The sequence below is a fragment of the Pelomonas margarita genome (assembly GCF_043555875.1).
Lineage (GTDB): Bacteria > Pseudomonadota > Gammaproteobacteria > Burkholderiales > Burkholderiaceae_C > Pelomonas > Pelomonas margarita.
Genome location: NZ_JBIGHW010000005.1, coordinates 104097 through 126666, shown reverse-complemented (window position 1 = coordinate 126666; position 22570 = coordinate 104097). Strand labels below are relative to the sequence as shown.

Sequence of the window (22570 nt, the reverse complement as noted above, 5' to 3'; positions counted from 1 at the left end):
TTCGGTGCGGCGCATCCTCGGCTTCGAATCGTCCTGCGACGAGACCGGGGTGGCGCTTGTCGAGGTGGCGGGCGATGCGCCGCCGAATCTGCTGGCGCAGGCGCTGCATAGCCAGATCAGCATGCACCAGGCCTACGGTGGCGTGGTGCCCGAGCTGGCGTCGCGCGACCACGTGCGCCGCGTGCTGCCGCTGACGCGCGAAGTGCTGTCGCAGGCCGGCCTGGCGCTGGATGACATCGATCTGATCGCCTACACGCAGGGCCCGGGACTCGCGGGCGCGCTTCTCGTGGGCGCCGGCGTGGCGGTGTCGCTGGCCGCGTCGCTGGACGTGCCGGCGCTTCCCATCCATCACCTGGAAGGGCATCTGCTGTCGCCATTCCTGTCGGCCGACCCGCCGCAGTTCCCTTTCGTCGCGCTGCTGGTCAGCGGCGGTCACACGCAGCTGATGCGCGTGGACGACGTCGGCAGCTACGCGATCCTCGGTGAGACCATTGACGACGCCGCTGGCGAGGCCTTCGACAAGAGTGCCAAGCTGCTGGGGTTGCCGTATCCCGGCGGCCCGCACCTGGCGCGCATGGCCGAGTTCGGTGACCCCGAGGCGTATGCGCTGCCGCGCCCGCTGCTGCACAGCGGCAAGCCGGACTTCAGCTTCGCCGGCCTGAAGACGGCCGTGCTCACGCAGGTGAAGAAGATCGGTGAGGCCCCCTGCGATCAGACCCGAGCCGACCTGGCCGCGTCTACGCAGGCTGCCATCGTCGACGTGCTGGTGAAGAAGTCGCTGCTGGCTCTGAAGGAAACCGGGCTGAAGCGCCTGGTGGTGGCGGGCGGCGTGGGCGCCAACGCGAGGTTGCGCGAGCAGTTGAACGCCGCCTGTGCCAAGCGCGGCGTTCGCGTGCACTATCCCGAGTTGTCGCTGTGCACCGACAACGGCGCCATGATCGCGATGGCCGCCGCGCTGCGCGTGCAGCGCGACATGGCGCAGCCCCGGCGGGACGGCGGTTTCGAGGTGCGCCCACGCTGGGAGCTTGGCAGCTGACGCGCCGGCGTCAGCGGTCTGCGGCTCAGAGGACGTTCAACAGGCCGCCGTTCTCGGCGACGCGCTTGACCAGCGTCAGCGTCAGTACGCCGTTGTCGAAGCGGGCCTGCGACTGGGTCTGGTCGATCTCCACTGGCAGCGAGAAGCTGCGGGCGTAGCTGGCGGCGCGGCGTTCGCGGTACAGCATGCGGGAGCCGTCGGTCGGCGCGGCGGCGTCGGCGTTGGCGTTGGCGGTCTCGATGTGCACACGGCGGCCTTCGATACGGACCTTGACCGCTTCCTTGCTGACGCCGGGCATGTCGACGGTCACGCTGTAGGCCTTGTCGTCCTCGGCGATGTCGAGCGCCGGCGTGCGGGCGACGTCGGTATCGAACTGGCGCAGGGCGCGGGCGACACGGGCAGGGTGGGTCAGGTAGAACATGGAAAGACTCCGTTGGTTTGCGCTGCTGAACCGTTCGGGAGCAGCACCCGATGACCCGGAGATAGGGCGGCCGCCAGGCGCTTCAAGAGCGTTTGAGCAGGCCGGCAAGAGAAGTCACGCATTTGCAGGGGCAGGGCGGTTTCGGCTCTTGAAACCCGGCGTTCGCACCCCGACTTGTGCCCGCTTGGCCGGTCGCGGTTTGGGCTGCTTCCGGCTTTGGGCTAGAATCCACGAGTTCTGCGTGCTGGGCAACCTTTGCGCAGATCACTAGCACGGCTCGGGGCGGTTTCCCCCGTGTCCGCAAGTCAACCCCGGAAACCGTCTGCGGCAGCGCCTTTGGTTGCGTCTCGCCCGGCCGGACTTCCGAAACCTTTTGGAAAACAAATGTCCATCGCCGAAAAGAAGGCCGAGATCGTCAAGGCCAACGCACGTAGCGCCAACGACACCGGCAGCCCGGAAGTCCAGGTCGCTCTGCTAACCGCCCGCATCAACGACCTGACGCCCCACTTCAAGACCCACGCCAAGGACCATCACGGCCGCCGCGGTCTGCTGAAGATGGTCAACACGCGCAAGAGCCTGCTGGCCTACCTGAAGCGTGTGGACTCGGCCCGCTACGTGGCCCTGATCCAGAAGCTGGGTCTGCGCAAGTAAGCTAGCCAATCCGTCGAGGAGCCTGTCTGGTCCATCAAGCCCAGTACAGGCTCTTCGTCTTTCTGCCGGAACCAAGCTGACGTGGTCACGGATCATTCCAAGACGGCTCTCTGCCGAGCCGCCCTGGAATGGCATCTGGGCCAAACCCAGCCTCGTTTCCGGTTTCATCGGGCGCCGCAAGCGCCCATCACAACCAGGAGATGAGCATGTCCATGTTCAACAAGGTCACCAAGTCGTTCCAGTGGGGCAACCACAACGTCGTGCTGGAAACGGGCGAGATCGCCCGCCAGTCCAGCGGCGCCGTCCTCGTCAACATCGAAGGCACCGTCGTGCTGGCCACCGTGGTCGCCAAGACCGAGGCCAAGGCCGGCCAGGACTTCTTCCCGCTGACCGTTGACTACCTCGAGAAGACCTACGCCGCCGGCAAGATCCCCGGCAGCTTCTTCAAGCGTGAAGGCCGTCCGTCCGAGCACGAGACGCTGACCAGCCGCCTGATCGACCGCCCGATCCGCCCGCTGTTCCCTGAAGGCTTCTTCAACGAAGTCCAGGTTGTCATCCACGTGGTGAGCCTGAACCCTGAAGTGCAGGCCGACATCGCCGCCATGATCGGCACGTCCGCTGCGTTGGCCATCTCCGGCATCCCGTTCAACGGCCCGATCGGCGCCGCCCGCGTGGGCTACGTCAACGGCGAGTACACGCTGAACCCGAGCAAGTCCGAACTGGCCAACAGCCAGATGGACCTGGTCGTCGCCGGCACGCAAAGCGCCGTGCTGATGGTCGAGTCCGAAGCCTCGGGCCTGTCGGAAGAAGTCATGCTGGGCGCCGTGGTCTTTGGCCACGAGCAAGGCAATGTCGCCATCGCCGCGATCAACGAACTGGTCAAGGAAGCGGGCAAGCCGGCCTGGAACTGGGTCGCCCCGGCCAAGGACGAAGCCTTCATCGCCAAGGTCAACGCGCTGGCCGAAGGCCCGCTGCGCGAGGCCTACCAGATCCGCTCCAAGCAGGCCCGCACGCAAGCCTGCCGCGCCGCCTCTGCCAACGTGTTCGCCGCGCTGTCGGCTGAAGGCGTGTCGTTCGACAAGGTTGAAGTCGAAGGCCTGCTGTTCGAGATCGAAGCCCGCATCGTGCGCAGCCAGATCCTGGCCGGCGAGCCCCGCATCGACGGCCGCGACACGCGCACCGTGCGTCCCATCGAGATCAGCAACGGCATCCTGCCGCGCACCCACGGCTCGGCGCTGTTCACACGCGGCGAGACGCAGGCTCTCGTGGTGGCCACGCTGGGCACGGACCGTGACGCCCAGCGCATCGACGCGCTGGACGGCGAGTTCGAAGACCGCTTCATGATGCACTACAACATGCCCCCCTTCGCCACCGGTGAGACGGGTCGTGTTGGCAGCCCGAAGCGCCGCGAAATCGGCCACGGCCGCCTGGCCAAGCGCGCGCTGATCGCCGCGCTGCCGAGCAAGGAAGACTTCCCGTACTCGCTGCGTGTGGTCTCCGAAATCACCGAGTCCAACGGTTCGTCGTCGATGGCTTCTGTCTGCGGCGGCTGCCTGGCGCTGATGGACGCCGGCGTGCCGATGAAGGCCCACGTGGCCGGCATCGCGATGGGCCTGATCAAGGACGCCAACCGCTTCGCCGTGCTGACCGACATCCTGGGTGACGAAGATCACCTGGGTGACATGGACTTCAAGGTGGCTGGCACGACGACCGGCATCACCGCCCTGCAAATGGACATCAAGATCCAGGGCATCACGAAGGAAATCATGCAGGTCGCCTTGGCGCAGGCCAAGGAAGCCCGCCTGCACATCCTCGGCAAGATGACCGAAGCCATGGGTACTGCCAACACTGAGGTGTCGCAGTTCGCCCCGCGCCTGTACACGATGAAGATCAACCCGGAGAAGATCCGTGACGTCATCGGCAAGGGCGGCTCGACCATCCGTGCGCTGACCGAAGAGACCGGCACGACCATCGACATCGGCGAAGACGGCACCATCACCATCGCCTCGACGGACGCTGACAAGGCCGAACTGGCCAAGAAGCGCATCGCCGAGATCACCGCTGAAGTCGAAGTGGGCAAGATCTACGAAGGCCCGATCGTCAAGATCCTGGACTTCGGCGCGCTCGTGAACCTGCTGCCCGGCAAGGATGGCCTGCTGCACATCAGCCAGATCGCGCACCAGCGCGTCGAGAAGGTGACCGACTTCCTGCAAGAAGGTCAGGTCGTCAAGGTCAAGGTGCTGGAGACCGATGAGAAGGGCCGCATCAAGCTGTCCATGAAGGCGCTGATCGACCGCCCCGAGCGCGAGCCGCGTGAAGCTGCCCCGGCAGCCGAGCAAACGCCGCCCGCCGCGGAGTAATCCCCGAGCGATGAAAGTCATCGCGATCACCCGCCCCGGCGGGCCCGAGGTGCTGGAGCTGGCTGAGCGGCCGGATCCGGTTGCGGGCCCGGGCGAGTGCCTGATCCGTGTTGCAGCATCGGGCATCAACCGCCCTGACGTGCTGCAACGCAAGGGCGCTTACCCGCCGCCGCCGGGTGCGAGCGATCTGCCCGGGCTGGAGGTGGCTGGCGATATCGTCGCCGGTGACGCCGAAGCCCTGGCAGCGCATGGCTTCAAGCTGGGTGACCAGGTCTGTGCGCTGGTCAATGGCGGCGGCTATGCCGAACTGTGCACGGCGCCGATCGGGCAATGCCTGCCGGTGCCGGCGGGCTGGACGCTGACGCAGGCGGCCACGCTGCCGGAAACCTGCTTCACCGTCTGGGCCAACGTGTTTGATCGTGCTGGTCTGCAGGCCGGCGAAGCGCTGTTGATCCACGGTGGCTCCAGCGGCATCGGCGTCACGGCCATCCAAATCGCCAAGGCGCTGGGCGCCCGCGTGCTGGTGACCGTCGGCAGCGCTGACAAGGCCGAGGCCTGCAAGGCGCTGGGTGCCGATGTGGCGATCAACTATCGCGAGCAGGATTTTGTGGCCGAAGCCAAGGCAGCCACGGGCGGCCGCGGTGTCGACGTGATCCTGGACATGGTGGCCGGTGACTACATCGGCCGTGGTGTGCAGGCGCTGGCCGAGGATGGCCGCCTGACGTTGATCGCGGTGCAGGGCGGCGTCAAGTCGGACTTCGATGCCGGCCTCGTGTTGCGCAAGCGCTTGACGATCACCGGCTCGACGCTGCGCCCGCGCTCGGCCGCCTTCAAGGCCGCCTTGGCGCGCTCGCTGCGCGACAAGGTCTGGCCGCTGATCGAAGCCGGCCAGATCAGGCCGGTCATTTACCGCGAAGTGTCCGCTGCCCAAGCAGCCGAGGCGCATGCGCTGATGGAATCCAACCAGCACATCGGCAAGATCGTGCTGAACTGGTGATGGAGCTGAGATGAGAAAGAAACTCGTCGTGGGCAATTGGAAGATGCATGGCAGCCGCGCTGCCAATGCGCAGTTGCTCGCCGGCCTCAAGGAAGCCGGCCCCTGGAACGCCGACGTCGCCGTCTGCGTGCCGTTTCCCTACATCGCAGAGACGGCGCTGGCGCTGACCGGCACGGCCATCGCCTACGGCGCGCAGGACTGCTCCTCGCACGAGCAGGGCGCCTACACCGGCGAGGTGTCGTCAGCCATGCTGCAGGACATCGGCTGCCGCTACGCCATCGTCGGCCACTCAGAGCGCCGTGCCTATCACGCGGAGAGCGACCAGCTCGTCGCCGACAAGGCCAAGGCCGCGCTGGCGCACGGCGTGACGCCCATCGTCTGCGTTGGCGAAACCCGCGCTGAGCGCGAGGCCGGCCAGACGGAAGCGGTCGTCAAGCGCCAGCTCGCCGCCGTCATCCACACGCTGGGTCATTGCACCGGCGAGATGGTCGTTGCCTACGAGCCCGTCTGGGCCATCGGCACCGGCCTGACGGCCACGCCGGCCGAAGCGCAGGCTGTGCACGCCGTGCTGCGTGCGCAGCTGCATGCGGCGACCGACAAGTCGGGTGCCATGCGCATCCTGTACGGCGGCAGCGTCAAGGCGGACAACGCGGCCGAGCTGTTCTCGCAGCCCGACATCGACGGCGGCCTCATCGGCGGTGCGTCGCTGAAGGCGGGCGACTTTGCTGCCATCTGCCTGGCGGCCGCTCACTGAGTTTTTCCGGCGCCGCGCCAAAAGGCGGTGCGCCACAAGCGTTTTGATGGAGTTTTTGGAATGCATTTCTTTGCGAATCTGGTGCTGATCGTTCAGCTGCTGTCGGCCCTGGCGATCATTGGGCTGGTGTTGGTGCAGCACGGCAAGGGTGCCGACATGGGTGCTTCGTTCGGCAGCGGCGCTTCCGGCAGTCTGTTTGGCGCCACAGGCAGCGCCAACTTCCTGTCGCGCAGTACGGCTGTGGCCGCCACGCTTTTCTTTGCCTGCACGCTGGGTCTGGCCTTCATCGCAAACGGCAAGCCGTCGGCGGCCAGTGGTGCCGATACCGCGCTGGATCGCGCGCCTGTCACGGCGCCTGCGCCGGCGGCATCGGGTGCTGCGGCCATTCCGGGCGCCGTCGTGGCGCCGGCTCCTGCAGCCGCTTCGGCCGCATCGAACTAAGTCCGACTAAAACCCTCGCCTCTTTGCCGGGAAGTCCCCAATTTTCGGTATAGAATGCGAGGCTGTCTGGTAAGCAAAACCCTCCATAGTTACCAGACAAATTGAGTACCTGCCGTCGTGGTGAAATTGGTAGACACGCTATCTTGAGGGGGTAGTGGCGAAAGCTGTGCGAGTTCGAGTCTCGCCGACGGCACCAGAACATTGAAGCGGCCTGTCGCCGCGATCCGCCGAGTCAATCGGTCGGGTTGTGGCAAGGTTTCAGGCGGGCGCGATCCGCGAGCGACATCATTCGATCTCGCTGGTGGCGCGCCTGTTTGCTTTTGTGGTCGGCTTGTGTAGCGGTCACGTTCACAGAAGTTTTACCGGCCCGGGAACTCAACGATGAATCTCGAACAATACCTGCCCGTCATCCTCTTCATCTTGGTCGGCGCAGTGGTCGGGATCGCACCCCAGGTGCTCGGCGCGCTGCTGGGCCCCAATCGGCCGGACGAGGCCAAGAATTCCCCCTACGAATGCGGCTTTGAGGCTTTTGAAGACGCGCGCATGAAGTTCGACGTGCGCTACTACCTCGTCGCCATCCTCTTCATTCTGTTCGACCTGGAAATTGCCTTCCTGTTCCCTTGGGCCGTTGCGCTCAAGGAAATCGGTGCGACAGGCTTCTGGGCGATGATGATCTTCCTCGGCATTCTGGTCGTCGGCTTTGCCTACGAGTGGAAAAAGGGCGCCCTCGACTGGGAGTGAGCGTTTGCCGACACAAGCTGGGAATTCGATATGGGTATTGAAGGCGTCCTGAAAGAGGGCTTTGTCACGACCTCGGTCGACAAGCTCATCAACTGGTCCAAGACCGGCTCGCTGTGGCCGATGACCTTCGGTCTGGCCTGTTGCGCCGTCGAGATGATGCACGCGGGCGCTGCGCGCTACGACATCGACCGCTTCGGCATGCTGTTCCGTCCGAGTCCACGTCAGTCCGACCTGATGATCGTGGCCGGCACGCTGTGCAACAAGATGGCGCCCGCGCTGCGCAAGGTCTACGACCAGATGGCCGAACCGCGCTGGGTGCTTTCGATGGGCAGCTGCGCCAACGGTGGCGGCTACTACCACTACAGCTATTCGGTCGTGCGCGGCTGTGACCGCATCGTGCCGGTGGACGTCTATGTGCCAGGCTGCCCGCCGACGGCCGAAGCGCTGCTTTACGGCATCCTGCAGCTGCAGGCCAAGATCCGCCGCGAAAACACCATCGCCCGCTGAGTCAAGGAATGAGCGTGAACCTCGACACCCTGGCCCAGCAGATTGGTGCCATTTTCGGCGACCGTGTCGTCGCGTTGAAGAACGCCCTGGGCGAACTGACGCTGACGGTGCGCGCGGCTGAATACCTCGCCGTCGCGACCACGCTGCGCGATCACCCCGAGCTCAAACTCGAGCAGCTGATCGACCTTTGCGGCGTCGACTACAGCGACTACGGCAACGGTGGCTACGAAGGCCAGCGCTACGCCGTGGTCAGCCACCTGCTGTCGGTCACCCACAACTGGCGCCTGCGTCTCAAGGTCTTTGCCACCGATGATGACTTCCCCTGTGTGGCCTCGGTCACGCCGGTCTGGAGTGCCGCCAACTGGTTCGAGCGCGAAGCCTTCGACATGTATGGCGTCATCTTCGACGGTCACAACGACCTGCGTCGCATCCTGACGGACTACGGTTTCATCGGCCACCCGATGCGCAAGGACTTCCCGGTGTCGGGCCACGTCGAGATGCGCTACGACGCCGAGCAAAAGCGCGTGGTCTACCAGCCGGTGACCATTGAGCCGCGTGAGATCACGCCGCGCATCATTCGCGAAGACAAGTACGGCGGGCTCTGAACATGGCAGAGATCAAGAACTACACCCTGAACTTCGGTCCGCAACACCCGGCCGCTCACGGCGTGCTGCGGCTGGTGCTGGAGCTGGACGGCGAAGTCATCCAGCGCGCTGATCCGCACATCGGCCTGCTGCATCGCGCGACCGAGAAGCTCGCTGAGCAGAAGACTTACATCCAGTCGCTGCCCTATATGGATCGCCTCGACTACGTGTCGATGATGTCCAACGAGCACGCTTACTGCCTGGCCATCGAGAAGATGCTGGGCATCGACGTGCCCATCCGCGCTCAGTACATCCGCGTGATGTTCGGTGAGCTGACCCGCATCCTGAACCACCTGCTGTGGCTGGGCTGCCACGGGCTGGACTGCGGTGCGATGAACATCCTCATCTACTGCTTCCGCGAGCGTGAGGACATCTTCGACATGTACGAGGCGGTGTCGGGTGCACGCATGCACGCGGCCTACTTCCGTCCGGGCGGTGTCTACCGGGATCTGCCGGACAGCATGCCGCAATACCAGGTCAGCAAGATCCGCAATGCCAAGGCCATCGCTCAGCTCAACGAGAACCGCTCGGGCTCGCTGTTGGACTTCATCGAGGACTTCTGCAAGCGCTTCCCGAAGAACGTCGACGACTACGAGACGCTGCTGACCGACAACCGCATCTGGAAGCAGCGCACCGTCGGCATCGGCGTCGTGTCCCCCGAGCGCGCCCTCAACATGGGCTTCACGGGCGCGATGCTTCGTGGCTCGGGCATTGCCTGGGACTTGCGCAAGAAGCAGCCGTACGACGTGTACGACAAGATGGATTTTGATATCCCGGTCGGCACCAATGGCGACACCTACGACCGTTACGTTGTGCGTGTCGAGGAAATGCGCCAGTCCTGCCGCATCGTCGAGCAGTGCGTGAAGTGGTTGAAGGCCAACCCTGGCCCGGTGATCACCGACAACCACAAGGTGGCGCCGCCCGCTCGCGTGGACATGAAGTCCAGCATGGAAGAGCTGATCCACCACTTCAAGCTGTTCACCGAAGGCTTCCATGTGCCCGAGGGAGAGGCCTACGCGGCTGTCGAGCATCCCAAGGGTGAGTTCGGCATCTACATGGTCAGCGATGGTGCCAACAAGCCTTACCGCCTGAAGATCCGTGCGCCCGGCTTCCCGCACCTTGCTGCGCTGGACGAAATGGGCAAAGGCCACATGATCGCGGACGCCGTGGCCATCATCGGCACGATGGACATCGTGTTCGGCGAAATCGACCGTTGAAGCTGTGACGACGATGACGACTTCCAACACCACCGCTTCGAGCTACACGCTCAGCGACGCTACCCGCGCGCGCTTCGACCGCGAGGTCGCCAAGTACCCGTACGAGCTGCGTCAGTCCGCCGTGATGGCCTGCCTGGCCATCGTGCAGCAGGAAGAGGGCTATGTGCCGCGTGCTGCCGAAGACGCGATCGCAGCTCACCTTGGCATGGCGCCCATCGCCGTGTACGAGGTGACAACCTTCTACAACATGTACAACCAGCGCAAGCTGGGCAAGTTCAAGTTGAACGTCTGTGCCAACCTGCCTTGCCAACTGCGAGACGGCCAAAAGGCGCTGGACCACCTGTGCAGCAAGCTCGGCATCGAGCAGGGGGGCACGACGGCAGACGGCCTGTTCACCGTGCAGAAGAGCGAGTGCCTGGGCGCCTGCGCCGACTCGCCGGTGATGCTGGTCAACGACCGCCAGATGTGCAGCTTCATGACGAACGACCGCTTGGACGAGCTCGTCGACGTGCTGCGCGCTGAAGCCGCCAAGGCCTGAGGATGACGATGCTGGACCTCTCCAAATTCCAAAGCACCGGCAACGAGACCTGCTTCCACGGTCGTCACATCAGCCCGCAGATCTATGCGGACCTGAACGGCAAGAACTGGTCAATCAAGGACTACGAGGCCCGTGGCGGCTACGCGGCCCTGCGCAAGATCCTCGGCAAGGACGGTGGCGAAGGTCTCACGCCTGACCAGGTCATCGCCGAAGTGAAGACCTCGGCCTTGCGTGGCCGTGGCGGCGCCGGCTTCCCGACGGGCCTGAAGTGGAGCTTCATGCCCCGCCAGTTCCCGGGCCAGAAGTACCTCGTCTGCAACAGCGACGAGGGCGAGCCGGGCACGTGCAAGGACCGCGAAATCCTGATGCACAACCCGCATCAGGTCATCGAGGGCATGGCCATCGCCGCCTATGCGATGGGCATCACGGTCGGCTACAACTACATCCACGGCGAGATCTTCGAGGTCTACGAGCGCTTCGAGGCGGCCCTGGAAGAGGCACGCGCCGCCGGCTACCTCGGCAACAACATCATGGGAAGCAGCTACAGCTTCCAGTTGCACGCTCACCACGGCTTCGGCGCCTACATCTGTGGCGAAGAAACCGCGCTGCTGGAATCGCTGGAAGGCAAGAAAGGCCAGCCGCGCTTCAAGCCGCCGTTCCCGGCCAGCTTCGGCCTGTACGGCAAGCCCACGACGATCAACAACACCGAGACGTTCGCCGCGGTGCCCTGGATCATCCGCAACGGCGGTCAGGCCTATCTTGAGATCGGCAAGCCCAACAACGGCGGCACCAAGCTGTTCTCGGTGTCGGGCGACGTCGAGAAGCCCGGCAACTTTGAGATCCCACTGGGCACGCCGTTCTCCGTCCTGCTCGAAATGGCAGGTGGTGTGCGCAAGGGACGCAAGCTCAAGGCCGTCATCCCTGGCGGCTCGTCAGCCCCAGTGCTGCCAGCCGAGGTGATGATGCAGTGCACGATGGACTATGACTCCATCGCCAAGGCCGGCTCCATGTTGGGCTCGGGTGCGGTCATCGTCATCGACGACTCGCGCTGCATGGTGCAGAGCCTGCTCCGTCTGTCCTACTTCTACGCGCACGAGTCCTGCGGCCAGTGCACGCCTTGCCGCGAAGGCACGGGCTGGATGCACCGCGTGCTGGAGCGCATCTACCACGGCGAGGGCAGGGCAGAGGACATCGACCTGCTGAACTCGGTCGCCGACAACATCCAGGGCCGCACGATCTGCGCGCTGGGCGACGCAGCCGCGATGCCCGTGCGCGCCATGATCAAGCACTTCAAGCACGAGTTCGTGCACCTGATTGAACACAAGAAGCCCCTGGTGGCTCCGACCTGAGCGCCTAGGGAACACCATCATGGTTGAAATCGAACTCGACGGTCAGAAGGTCTCGGTCCAGGAAGGCAGCATGGTCATGCATGCTGCCGAAAAGGCCGGCGCCTACATCCCGCACTTCTGCTACCACAAGAAGCTGAGCATCGCGGCCAACTGCCGCATGTGCCTGGTCGACGTGGAGAAAGCCCCCAAGCCCATGCCCGCCTGCGCGACTCCGGTCACGCAGGGCATGATCGTCCGCACCAAGAGCGACAAGGCGATCAAGGCCCAGCAGGGCGTCATGGAATTCCTGCTGATCAACCACCCGCTGGATTGCCCCATCTGCGACCAGGGCGGCGAGTGCCAGTTGCAGGATCTGGCCGTCGGTTACGGCAGCAGCAAGAGCCGCTACACCGAAGAGAAGCGCGTCGTCTTCCACAAGAACGTCGGCCCGCTGATCTCGATGGAAGAGATGAGCCGTTGCATCCACTGCACGCGCTGCGTTCGCTTCGGCCAGGAAATCGCTGGCCAGATGGAACTGGGCATGGCCCACCGCGGCGAGCACAGCGAGATCCAGACCTTCGTCGGTCGCACGGTGGACTCCGAGCTGTCGGGCAACATGATCGACATCTGCCCGGTCGGCGCGCTCACTAGCAAGCCGTTCCGCTACAGCGCCCGCACGTGGGAGCTGTCGCGCCGCAAGAGCGTCAGCCCGCACGACTCGACCGGCGCCAACTTGGTCGTCCAGGTCAAGAACCACCAAGTGCTGCGCGTCGTTCCACTGGAGAACGAAGATGTCAACGAATGCTGGATCGCCGACCGCGACCGCTTCAGCTATGAAGCGCTGAACAGCGATGCGCGCCTGAACGCGCCCATGATCAAGCAGGGCGGCGCCTGGAAGCAGGTCGACTGGACGACGGCGCTCGAGTACGTTGCCAACGGCCTGAAGGTCATCAAGGCCGACCATGGCGCCAAGGCCATCGGTGCGTTGGGCTCCGCCCACAGCACGGTGGAAGAACTGCACCTGTTGGGCGAGATCGTGCGCGGCTTGGGCAGCGACAACATCGACCACCGCCTACGCCACAGCAACTTCGGCAATGCAGCACCTGCGGGCCAGGCCCGCTGGCTGGGTCTGCCTATCGCGAAGCTGTCCGAGCTGGACCGCGCACTGGTCGTGGGGTCCAACCTGCGCAAGGACCACCCGCTGTTTGCAGCCCGCCTGCGCCACGCCGCGCGCCGCGGCGCCGCGATCTCGCGCATCGGCGTGAGCAGCGATGACTGGCTGATGCCGCTGGCCGCCTCCACGGCCGTGGCGCCGTCCGGTTGGGTGCAAGCCCTGGCCGATGTGGCTGCCGCCATTGGCGAAGGTGCGCCGGTGGCCGGTACGGCCACAGAGGCTGCCAAGGTCGTCGCCGCCAGCCTGCTGTCCGGCAGTGCCAAGGCCGTGCTGCTGGGCAACGCCGCCGCAGAGCATCCGCAGGCCACCAGCTTGCTGGTGCTGGCGCAGTGGATCGGCGAGAAGACCGGCGCCAGCGTCGGCTACCTGACGGCGGCCGCCAACACCGTTGGCGCGCAACTCGTGAAGGCGCAGCCGCAGTCCGGCGGCCTGGACGCCGGCCAGATGCTGTCGGGCACGTCACTGAAGGCCGCGCTGCTGCTGAACACCGATCCGGTGCTGGATTCCGCCAACGCCGCTGCCGCTGCCAAGGCGCTGGACGCGGCCGAGATGGTCGTTGTGCTGAGCCCGTTCAAGACCGGCCTTGACTACGCCGACGTGCTCCTGCCCGTCGCGCCGTTCACTGAGACCTCAGGTTCCTTCGTCAACGCAGAGGGTCGCCTGCAGAGCTTCGTTGGTGTCGTCAAGCCGCTGGCCGAAACGCGTCCGGGCTGGAAGGTGCTGCGCGTGCTGGGCAACCTGCTGGGCTTGCCGGGCTTCGATCAGGACAGCTCCGAGGCCGTGCGCGAGCAGGCCCTGGGCGGCGACTTCAGCGCCCGCCTGTCCAACACCACGTCGGCCACGGTGCAGGCCGTCGCCAAGGCCGAGGGCGTAGAGCGCTTTGCCAACCTGCCGATCTACGCGACCGATGCGTTGGTGCGCAACTCGACCTCGCTGCAGCTGACCACGGACGGTCGTGATGCTGCGACCGTCGGCCTGCCGACCGGGCTGTGGGAGCAGCTCGGCCTGGCCGAGGGTGACCAGGTCCGCGTCGTGCAGGACGGTGGTGCCGCGCAACTGACGGCACGCCTCGAAGCCGGTCTGCCCGAAGGTCTGGCCCGCGTGCCGGCCGGCCTGGCCCAAACCGCCACGCTTGGTGCTGCCTTTGGCACGCTGAGCATCAGCAAGGTCTGAGGGAGCCCTACAAAATGATCGACACCCTCTACCAGAACGGTGCCTCGCTGCTGGGGGCCCTGTGGCCCCTGGTCTGGAGCCTGCTGAAGATCGTCGCGGTGCTGCTGCCGCTGCTGGGCTGCGTGGCCTACCTGACGCTGTGGGAGCGCAAGGCGATCGGCTGGTCCCAGATCCGCCCGGGCCCGAATCGCGTGGGTCCCTACGGCCTGCTGACGCCCATTGCCGACGCGGTCAAGCTGATCTTCAAGGAGATCATCAAGCCGACGGCTGCCAACAAGGGTCTGTTCTTCCTTGGCCCCGTCATGACCATCATGCCGGCGCTGGCCGCCTGGGCTGTCGTGCCCTTCGGCCCGGACGCAGCTGTGGCCAATGTCAACGCCGGCTTGCTGTTCCTGATGGCAATCACGTCGCTGGAGGTCTACGGCGTCATCATCGCCGGCTGGGCGTCCAACTCGAAGTACGCATTCCTGGGCGCGCTGCGCGCGTCGGCCCAGATGGTCTCGTACGAGATCGCGATGGGCTTCGCGCTGGTCGTCGTGCTGATGGTGACGGGCAGCCTGAACATGACCACCATCGTGCAGGCGCAGGAGAAAGGCACGTTTGCGGCCATGGGCCTGAACCTGCTGTCGTGGAACTGGCTGCCGCTGTTCCCCATCTTCATCGTTTACTTCATCTCGGGTCTGGCTGAAACCAACCGCCATCCGTTCGACGTCGTCGAAGGCGAATCGGAAATCGTTGCCGGCCACATGATCGAGTACTCGGGCATGTCGTTCGCGATGTTCTTCCTGGCTGAGTACGCCAACATGATCCTGGTGTCGGCCCTGGCCGTCGTCATGTTCCTGGGTGGCTGGAGCGCGCCGATCTCCTGGAGCCTGCTGGGCATGGAAACGCCGGCCTTCTTCCAGCAGACGATGGCGTTCTGGAACTGGTTCTGGCTGTTCGCCAAGACCTTCTTCGTCGTCACGATGTTCCTGTGGGTGCGTGCCACGTTCCCGCGCTTCCGCTATGACCAGATCATGCGTCTGGGCTGGAAGATCTTCATTCCCATCACGCTGATCTGGCTGGTCGTTGTCGGTGCCTGGATGCAGACCCCGTTCAACATCTGGAAGTGAGGCGGCGACCATGACTGCAATCACGAATTTCGCCAAGACCTTCTTCCTCTGGGAACTGCTCAAGGGGATGAAGCTGACCGGCCGGCACTTCCTGTCGCGCAACATCACCATCCAGTTCCCGGAAGAGAAGACGCCGCTGTCGCCGCGCTTCCGCGGCCTGCATGCGCTGCGCCGCTACGAGAACGGTGAAGAGCGCTGCATCGCCTGCAAGCTCTGTGAGGCCGTCTGCCCTGCGATGGCCATCACCATCGAGAGCGACGTGCGCGCCGACGGTAGCCGCCGTACAACGCGCTACGACATCGACCTGACCAAGTGCATCTTCTGCGGCTTCTGCGAGGAAAGCTGCCCGGTGGACTCCATCGTCGAAACGAGCATCTTCGAATACCACGGCGAGAAGCGCGGCGACCTCTACTTCACCAAGGACATGCTGCTGGCCGTTGGTGACAAGTACGAGCCGCAAATTGCTGCGCAAAAGGAGGCCGACGCCAAGTACCGCTGATCGCTGGCGGGCCTGGCGGCCGCAGCGGTCCAGCTCAGCTGGCCTGGATACGTATGGACATCACGACCATCCTCTTCTACGTCTTCTCCGGCATCCTGCTGGTGAGTTCTTTCCGCGTCATCACGGCGCGCAGCACCGTGCATGCGGCGCTGTTCCTGATCCTGTCGTTCTTCACGGCGTCCTGCATTTGGATGCTGCTGAAGGCCGAGTTCCTCGCCATTGCGCTGGTGCTTGTCTACATCGGCGCCGTCATGGTGCTGTTCCTGTTCGTCGTCATGATGCTGGACCTGAACACGGACAGCATGCGTGAGGGATTCTGGAAGCACTTGCCCATCGCGGCCGTTGTCGGTGCACTGATCGCATTCGAGATGGGCATCGTGCTGATGGGCGGTTTCCAGCTGGCCGACGCGCCGGCGGCCACGCCCGAGCAGGTTCAGCTGGGCAACAGCAAGCTGCTGGGCATCGAGATCTACACGAACTACCTGTATCCGCTGCAGATCGCTGCCGTGCTGCTGCTGGTGGCCATCGTCGCTGCCATCGCGCTGACGCTGCGCCGCCGTAAGGACTCGCGTGCCATGGACGCGTCCGAGCAGGTCAAGGTCACCAAGGCTGACCGCCTGAAGATCGTCAAGATGGCGCCCACCGTTGCCGCCCCCGCACAAGCACCCCAAGAAGGAGGCCAGGCATGATCGGCGCCCTGACTCTGGGCCATTTCCTGACGCTGGGCGCGATGCTTTTCGCGCTGTCGGTGATTGGCATCTTCCTGAATCGCAAGAACCTGATCGTGCTGCTGATGGCCATCGAGCTGATGCTGCTGGCGGTCAACCTGAACTTCATCGCCTTCTCCCACTACCTGGGCGACATGGCGGGCCAGGTCTTCGTGTTCTTCATCCTGACCGTGGCGGCCGCCGAGTCGGCCATCGGCCTGGCCATCCTGGTCGCGCTGTTCCGCAACCGGGCGAGCATCAACGTCCAAGAGCTCGACGCGCTGAAGGGCTAAGCACAAGATGTCTGCAACACTGAACCAGAACCTGCTGCTGGCGGTGCCACTGGCGCCGCTGGTGGGCGCCATCGTCGCCGGCTTCTTTGGCAAGACGGTGGGCCGCCGCGGCTCGCATGTCGTCACCATCCTGGGCGTGCTGATCGCCTTCATCCTGTCGGCACAGACGCTGTATAGCGTCGCCGTCGACGGCGCCCGTTTCAACGCCACCATCTATGAATGGATGGTGCTGGGTCCGCTGAAGATGGAGGTCGGCTTCCTTGTCGACGGCCTGACCGCCATGATGATGGTGGTGGTGACCTTCGTGTCGCTGATGGTGCACATCTACACCATCGGCTACATGGAAGAGGACGACGGCTACCAGCGCTTCTTCAGCTACATCTCGCTGTTCACGTTCAGCATGCTGATGCTGGTCATGAGCAACAACATGCTGCAGCTGTTCTTCGGCTGGGAAGCGGTTGGCCTGGTGTCCTACCTGCTGATCGGCTTCTGGTACAAGAAGCAGTCGGCCATCTTCGCCAACATGAAGGCATTCCTGGTGAACCGGGTCGGAGACTTTGGCTTCATCCTCGGCATCGGCCTGCTGGTGGCCTACGGCGGTTCGCTGAACTACGCCGAGACCTTCGCGAAGAAGGACATGCTGGCGCAGATGCTGTTCCCCGGCACCGATTGGGCACTGCTGACGGTCGCCTGCATCTGCCTGTTCATTGGCGCGATGGGCAAGTCGGCGCAGTTCCCGCTGCACGTCTGGCTGCCGGATTCCATGGAAGGCCCGACGCCCATCTCCGCGCTGATTCACGCCGCGACGATGGTGACGGCTGGCATCTTCATGGTGGCGCGCATGTCGCCGCTGTTCGAGTTGAGCGACACGGCGCTGAACTTCATCATGGTGATCGGCGCCATCACGGCGCTGTTCATGGGCTTCCTGGGCATCATCCAGAACGACATCAAGCGGGTCGTCGCGTACTCCACGCTGTCGCAGCTGGGCTACATGACCGTAGCGCTGGGCGCGTCGGCCTACTCGGTCGCCGTGTTCCACCTGATGACGCACGCGTTCTTCAAGGCGCTGCTGTTCCTCGGCGCCGGTTCGGTCATCATCGGCATGCACCACGACCAGGACATCCGCAACATGGGCGGCCTGCGCAAGTACATGCCCATCACCTGGATCACGTCGCTGCTGGGTTCGCTGGCGCTGATCGGCACGCCGCTGTTCTCGGGCTTCTACTCGAAGGACTCCATCATCGAGGCTGTGCACGCCAGCAACCTGCCGGCGTCAGGCATCACCTACGTCGCCGTGCTGATCGGCGTGTTCGTGACGGCGTTCTACTCGTTCCGGATGTACTTCCTCGTCTTCCACGGCAAGGAACACTTCCACCACAAGCCGTTCCCGGGCGAGCACGATCACGACGACGATGACCACGGCCATGCGCACACGCCGCACGAGTCGCCCGCCGTCGTCTGGGTGCCGCTGGTGCTGTTGGCCATTCCCTCGGTCGTCATCGGTTTCCTGACCATCCAGCCGATGCTGTATGGCGACTTCTTGAAGGACGCCATCACCGTCAACACGGCCGCCCACCCGGCGATGGCCGAGATCGCCCATCACTTCCACGGTGCCGCGGCGATGGCCCTGCACGGCCTGCAGACGCTGCCGTTCTGGCTGGCGCTGGGCGGTGTGGTCACGGCCTACGTGTTCTACATGGTGGCCCCGAGCATCCCGGCGACCTTCGCCAAAGTGCTGCGTCCGCTGATCGTCGTCATGGAGAACAAGTACTTCATGGACTGGATCAACGAGAACATCCTCGCCCGCGGTGCGCGCCTGCTCGGCACCGGCCTGTGGAAGGGCGGCGACGGCATGCTGATCGACGGCCTCATCATCAACGGCTCCGCCCGCACGGTGGGTGGCATCGCCGGCCTCGTGCGGCGCATGCAGACCGGCTATCTGTATTGGTATGCCCTCGTCATGATCCTCGGCGTCACGGGGCTGATGACCTGGCAGCTGTGGCCCTACATCGAGCCCCAGTTCAAAGCCCTGATCGGCTCGTGAGGGGATAAAAAGAATGTTGCTGACTCTTGCGATTTTTCTGCCCATCGCCTGCGGCGCCTTGCTGCTGGCCCTGGGGCGTGACGAACAGGCCCGCACCGTGCGCTGGCTGGCGTTGGTGGCTGCCGTGGCGAGTTTCCTCGTCACGCTGCCGCTGATCACTGGCTTCGACACGTCGACGGCCGCGATGCAGTTCGTCGAGAACCACGCCTGGATCGAGCGCTTTGCGATCCGCTACCACCTCGGCGTTGACGGCATCTCGATGTGGTTCGTGCCGCTGACGGCCTTCATCACCGTCATCGTCGTCATCTCCGCCTGGGAGGTCATCGAGAACCGCGTCAACCAGTACATGGGCGCGTTCCTGATCCTGTCGGGCCTGATGGTGGGCGTGTTCAGCGCGCTGGACGGCATGCTGTTCTACGTCTTCTTCGAGGCCACGCTGATTCCGATGTACATCATCATCGGCGTCTGGGGCGGCCCGAACCGCGTTTACGCGGCCTTCAAGTTCTTCCTGTACACGCTGGCCGGCTCGCTGCTGATGCTGATCGCGCTGCTGTATCTGTACGCGAAGTCCGGTGGCAGTTTCGACATCCAGACCTGGCACCAACTGCCGCTGCCTGGCGGCGCTCAGACCTGGCTGTTCTTCGCCTTCCTGGCCGCGTTCTCGGTCAAAGTGCCGATGTGGCCGGTGCACACCTGGCTGCCCGACGCTCACGTCGAGGCGCCCACCGGCGGCTCCGTCGTGCTGGCGGCCATCATGCTGAAGCTGGGCTGCTACGGCTTCCTGCGCTTCTCGCTGCCTATCGCGCCGGACGCCGCGCGTGAATGGTCGTGGCTCATCATCGCCATGTCGCTGATCGCTGTCGTCTACATCGGCCTCGTCGCGCTGGTGCAGAAGGACATGAAGAAGCTGGTGGCCTACTCGTCCATCGCCCACATGGGTTTCGTGACGCTGGGTTTCTTCGTCTTCAACGAGCTGGGCGTGTCCGGCGGACTCGTGCAGATGATTGCCCACGGCTTCGTGTCGGGCGCCATGTTCCTTTGCATCGGCGTGCTGTACGACCGCGTGCACTCGCGGGAGATCTCGTCCTACGGCGGTGTCGTTAACACGATGCCCAAGTTCGCCGCCTTCGCCGTGTTCTTCGGCATGGCCAACTGCGGCCTGCCCGCCACCGCCGGCTTCGTCGGCGAATGGATGGTGATCCTGGGCACCGTGAAGTACGACTTCTGGCTGGGCGGCATCGCCGCCACGGCGCTGATCTTCGGTGCGGCCTACACGCTGTGGATGGTCAAGCGGGTTTACTTCGGCGACATCGCCAACGACGACGTGCGCAAGCTGACCGACATCAACTCGCGCGAATTCATCATGCTGGCACTGCTCGCCATCGCCACGCTGTACATGGGCCTCTACCCGAAGCCCTTCACGGACGTGATGCATGAGTCCGTCACCGGCCTGCTCAAGCATGTGGCGCTGAGCAAGATCCCGGCCTGATTCCGAGCTAGAGGCAAGAACAATGAACGACATGAACTGGCTCGCGATCTACCCCGAGATCCTGCTGCTCGTGATGGGCTGCGTGGTCGCCCTCGCGGACCTCTGGGTCACCGACGAACAGCGTCGCCCCACCTACTGGCTGACCCAGCTGACGCTGGTGGTGGTGGGCGGCATGCACTTCGCCTACTTCAATGCCGGCGTGACCACCTATGCCATGCAGGGCATGGTGGTGGCCGATCCCATGGGCCACTTGCTGGCTGGCTTCGCCTGCGTCGCCACTCTGATCACGCTCGTCTACGCACGCCCCTACGCTGCGTCGCGCGAGATGCTCAAGGGCGAACTCTTCATCCTGGCGCTGTTCGCGCTGCTGGGCATCAACGTGATGCTGTCGGCGAACAACTTCCTGGTCATTTACCTCGGCCTGGAACTGATGAGCCTGTCGCTGTACTCGCTCGTGGCGTTGCGCCGTGATCATGCCGTGTCCACCGAGGCGGCGATGAAGTACTTCGTGCTGGGTGCGTTGGCCAGCGGTTTCCTGCTGTACGGCCTGTCCATGATGTACGGCGCCACCGGCTCGCTGACCATCCCCGAAGTCTTCGACGTCATCACCAAGGGCATCCCGAACAAGTCGGTTCTGGTGTTCGGCACGGTGTTCGTCGTGGCCGGCCTGGCCTTCAAGCTGGGCGCTGCCCCCTTTCACATGTGGGTTCCCGACGTTTACCAGGGCGCCCCCACGGCCGTCACGCTGATGATTGGCGGCGCGCCAAAGCTGGCTGCGTTCGCGATCACCGTGCGTCTGCTGGTCGAAGGCATGAGTGGCCTGGCCGTGGACTGGCAACAGATGCTGGTCGTGCTGTCCATCATGTCGCTGCTGGTGGGCAATCTGGCGGCCATCGCGCAGACCAACTTCAAGCGCATGCTGGCCTACTCCACCATCGCCAACATGGGCTTCATGGTGCTGGGGCTGACGGCCGGTGTCGTCAACGAGAGCACGCAGTGGGGCAGCAATGCCTACAGCGCCGCCATGTTCTACGCCGTCACCTATGTGCTGACGACGTTGGGCACCTTCGGCATGGTCATCCTGCTGTCGCGTGCTGGGCACGAGGCCGAGGAGATCAAGGACCTGGCCGGTCTTGCCAAGCGTAGCCCGTGGTTCGCGCTGGTCATGACGCTGTTCATGTTCTCTCTGGCAGGCGTACCGCCCATGGTGGGCTTCTACGCCAAGCTGGCCGTGCTGCAGGCGCTGGTCGTGAACGGTCATCCGTTCTACCTGGGACTGGCGATCTTCGCGGTCGTCGTGTCGTTGGTCGGTGCCTTCTACTACCTGCGCATCGTCAAGGTCATGTTCTTTGACGCGCCCACCGACACGACGCCGCTGGCGGCGCCTGCCGACGTGCGTTTCGTCATGACGCTCAATGGCGCTGCCGTGCTGGTGTTCGGCCTGATGCCGGGCGGCCTGCTGGAGCTGTGCAAGGTCGCCATCCGCCAGGCCCTGGCGACCTGACGTCTGAGCACGCATGGACCAGACCGTCGCCGTCTGGCTGGTGCTCGCCTTCGGCGTGCTGGCGGCCAACCTGCCGTACCTGAGTGAGCGCCTGCTGCTGGTGGGCCCTCGCCGTGCGCCCAAGAGCGCTGGCTGGCGTCTGCTGGAGCTGGTACTGATGGCCGTGCTGAGCTTCGCGGTCGGGGCGCTGCTCGAGTCCCGCATCGGCCAACGGCACGCGCAGGGCTGGGAGTTCTATGCAGCGGCCGCCTGCCTGTTCATCACCCTGGGCTTCCCAGGCTTCGTGTGGAGATACCTGCGTCGTGGACGAGGCTGAGCAGCATCTGGTCGAGCGCCAGCTCGACAGCGCCCAGGTCTACCAGGGGCATTTCCTCGATGTGCGGCGCGATCGCGTCGCGCTGCCGGACGGCAAAACCGCCCACCGCGAGTACATCCGCCATCCTGGCGCCGTGATGGTCGTGCCCTTGCTGGACGACGGCCGCCTGCTCATGGAGCGGCAGTACCGCTACCCGATGGGCCGCGTGATGCTGGAGTTCCCCGCCGGCAAGCTCGATGCCGGTGAGCCGCCGCTGCGCTGCGGCCAGCGTGAGTTGCTGGAGGAAACGGGCTACAGCGCCGCCGAGTGGGCGTACGCGGGCGTACTGCACAACGCCATCGCTTACTCCGACGAAGGCATTCACGTCTACTTCGCACGCGGGCTGCGCTGCGGCGAGCGGCAGCTGGACGAGGGCGAGTTCCTGGGCCTCGTCGTCCACAGCCCCGATGAGCTCGACCAACTGGCGGCCCGGGGCGAACTGACAGATGCCAAGACGCTGATCGGCCTGCTGTGGCTGCAGCGCTGGCAGCAGGGCGCCTGGGCGCTGGACTGGCAGCCCGCCTGATGGCTGCACGCGACGCGGTGCGTTGCGTGTCATCGTGGTTTCAACCGAGCGCATGACCT

General features: G+C 64.6%; 23 protein-coding genes and 1 tRNA gene. 23 read left to right on the top strand and 1 reads right to left on the bottom strand.

Translation table 11 applies throughout. From position 1 onward, the window contains the following. Positions 1-4: 4 nt before the first annotated feature. Positions 5-1036, top strand: coding sequence for a tRNA (adenosine(37)-N6)-threonylcarbamoyltransferase complex transferase subunit TsaD (gene tsaD, locus ACG0Z3_RS11405; RefSeq protein WP_394397786.1), 1032 nt, complete (start codon positions 5-7; stop codon positions 1034-1036). A 25-nt stretch (positions 1037-1061) separates the two neighbouring features. Here the strand turns inward: tsaD and ACG0Z3_RS11400 are convergent, their stop codons facing one another. After that, the gene (locus ACG0Z3_RS11400) at positions 1062-1457 is read right to left on the bottom strand and encodes an Hsp20/alpha crystallin family protein (protein WP_394397612.1); all 396 of its coding nucleotides are present in this window, start codon (positions 1455-1457) and stop codon (positions 1062-1064) included. A gap of 384 nt (positions 1458-1841) precedes the next feature. On the opposite strand from ACG0Z3_RS11400, the gene rpsO reads away from it, so the two are divergent. The 22 genes from rpsO to ACG0Z3_RS11290 all read left to right on the top strand — a co-directional run bounded on the left by rpsO (position 1842) and on the right by ACG0Z3_RS11290 (position 22511). Continuing rightward, positions 1842-2108: a 30S ribosomal protein S15 gene (gene rpsO, locus ACG0Z3_RS11395; protein ID WP_268165882.1), complete on the top strand. Its 267-nt coding sequence runs from the start codon at positions 1842-1844 to the stop codon at positions 2106-2108. Positions 2109-2314: 206 nt separating this feature from the next. After that, positions 2315-4468 carry a polyribonucleotide nucleotidyltransferase gene (gene pnp / locus ACG0Z3_RS11390; protein ID WP_394397611.1) on the top strand — a complete coding sequence of 718 codons (2154 nt, stop codon included), beginning with the start codon at positions 2315-2317 and terminating at the stop codon, positions 4466-4468. A 10-nt stretch (positions 4469-4478) separates the two neighbouring features. Further along, positions 4479-5465: an NAD(P)H-quinone oxidoreductase gene (locus ACG0Z3_RS11385; protein WP_394397610.1), complete on the top strand. Its 987-nt coding sequence runs from the start codon at positions 4479-4481 to the stop codon at positions 5463-5465. A 10-nt stretch (positions 5466-5475) separates the two neighbouring features. Beyond that, positions 5476-6219, top strand: a complete 744-nt coding sequence (tpiA, locus tag ACG0Z3_RS11380) for a triose-phosphate isomerase (protein ID WP_394397609.1) — start codon at positions 5476-5478, stop codon at positions 6217-6219. 60 nt (positions 6220-6279) lie between these two features. Further along, positions 6280-6660 (top strand): preprotein translocase subunit SecG, encoded by a 381-nt coding sequence (gene secG, locus ACG0Z3_RS11375; protein WP_394397785.1) that lies wholly within the window; start codon positions 6280-6282, stop codon positions 6658-6660. Positions 6661-6771: 111 nt separating this feature from the next. After that, a tRNA-Leu gene (locus ACG0Z3_RS11370) sits at positions 6772-6856 on the top strand. 185 nt (positions 6857-7041) lie between these two features. Continuing rightward, positions 7042-7401 (top strand): NADH-quinone oxidoreductase subunit A, encoded by a 360-nt coding sequence (locus tag ACG0Z3_RS11365; protein ID WP_268165887.1) that lies wholly within the window; start codon positions 7042-7044, stop codon positions 7399-7401. Between the two features lie 30 nt (positions 7402-7431). Beyond that, a complete protein-coding gene (locus ACG0Z3_RS11360; RefSeq protein ID WP_046113908.1) occupies positions 7432-7908 on the top strand; it encodes a NuoB/complex I 20 kDa subunit family protein in 477 nt (158 codons plus the stop codon). Positions 7909-7916: 8 nt separating this feature from the next. Continuing rightward, the gene (locus ACG0Z3_RS11355) at positions 7917-8513 is read left to right on the top strand and encodes an NADH-quinone oxidoreductase subunit C (protein ID WP_394397608.1); all 597 of its coding nucleotides are present in this window, start codon (positions 7917-7919) and stop codon (positions 8511-8513) included. Between the two features lie 2 nt (positions 8514-8515). After that, the gene (locus ACG0Z3_RS11350; RefSeq protein ID WP_394397607.1) at positions 8516-9769 is read left to right on the top strand and encodes an NADH-quinone oxidoreductase subunit D; all 1254 of its coding nucleotides are present in this window, start codon (positions 8516-8518) and stop codon (positions 9767-9769) included. 13 nt (positions 9770-9782) lie between these two features. Next, positions 9783-10307, top strand: coding sequence for an NADH-quinone oxidoreductase subunit NuoE family protein (locus ACG0Z3_RS11345; protein WP_394397606.1), 525 nt, complete (start codon positions 9783-9785; stop codon positions 10305-10307). 8 nt (positions 10308-10315) lie between these two features. Beyond that, complete coding sequence (gene nuoF, locus ACG0Z3_RS11340) at positions 10316-11656, top strand: NADH-quinone oxidoreductase subunit NuoF (protein ID WP_394397605.1); 1341 nt, start codon at positions 10316-10318, stop codon at positions 11654-11656. A 19-nt stretch (positions 11657-11675) separates the two neighbouring features. Continuing rightward, positions 11676-13982, top strand: coding sequence for an NADH-quinone oxidoreductase subunit NuoG (gene nuoG, locus ACG0Z3_RS11335; protein WP_394397604.1), 2307 nt, complete (start codon positions 11676-11678; stop codon positions 13980-13982). A 14-nt stretch (positions 13983-13996) separates the two neighbouring features. Further along, a complete protein-coding gene (gene nuoH / locus ACG0Z3_RS11330) occupies positions 13997-15094 on the top strand; it encodes an NADH-quinone oxidoreductase subunit NuoH (protein ID WP_394397603.1) in 1098 nt (365 codons plus the stop codon). A 10-nt stretch (positions 15095-15104) separates the two neighbouring features. Next, complete coding sequence (gene nuoI, locus ACG0Z3_RS11325) at positions 15105-15593, top strand: NADH-quinone oxidoreductase subunit NuoI (protein ID WP_119046407.1); 489 nt, start codon at positions 15105-15107, stop codon at positions 15591-15593. Between the two features lie 53 nt (positions 15594-15646). Then, positions 15647-16282 carry an NADH-quinone oxidoreductase subunit J gene (locus tag ACG0Z3_RS11320; protein WP_394397602.1) on the top strand — a complete coding sequence of 212 codons (636 nt, stop codon included), beginning with the start codon at positions 15647-15649 and terminating at the stop codon, positions 16280-16282. Beyond that, entirely contained in the window at positions 16279-16593 is a 315-nt protein-coding gene (gene nuoK, locus ACG0Z3_RS11315) for an NADH-quinone oxidoreductase subunit NuoK (protein WP_394397601.1), read from the top strand. Before ACG0Z3_RS11320 ends, nuoK begins: the two co-directional genes overlap by 4 nt. Positions 16594-16600: 7 nt before the next feature. Further along, entirely contained in the window at positions 16601-18637 is a 2037-nt protein-coding gene (gene nuoL / locus ACG0Z3_RS11310) for an NADH-quinone oxidoreductase subunit L (RefSeq protein WP_394397600.1), read from the top strand. 13 nt (positions 18638-18650) lie between these two features. Further along, positions 18651-20126, top strand: coding sequence for an NADH-quinone oxidoreductase subunit M (locus tag ACG0Z3_RS11305; protein WP_394397599.1), 1476 nt, complete (start codon positions 18651-18653; stop codon positions 20124-20126). Positions 20127-20148: 22 nt separating this feature from the next. After that, the gene (gene nuoN, locus ACG0Z3_RS11300; RefSeq protein ID WP_394397598.1) at positions 20149-21630 is read left to right on the top strand and encodes an NADH-quinone oxidoreductase subunit NuoN; all 1482 of its coding nucleotides are present in this window, start codon (positions 20149-20151) and stop codon (positions 21628-21630) included. Between the two features lie 13 nt (positions 21631-21643). Beyond that, positions 21644-21946 carry a DUF2818 family protein gene (locus tag ACG0Z3_RS11295; RefSeq protein ID WP_394397597.1) on the top strand — a complete coding sequence of 101 codons (303 nt, stop codon included), beginning with the start codon at positions 21644-21646 and terminating at the stop codon, positions 21944-21946. Next, positions 21933-22511, top strand: a complete 579-nt coding sequence (locus tag ACG0Z3_RS11290; protein WP_394397596.1) for an NUDIX domain-containing protein — start codon at positions 21933-21935, stop codon at positions 22509-22511. The genes ACG0Z3_RS11295 and ACG0Z3_RS11290 overlap by 14 nt, the downstream gene beginning before the upstream one ends. Positions 22512-22570: the final 59 nt, after the last annotated feature.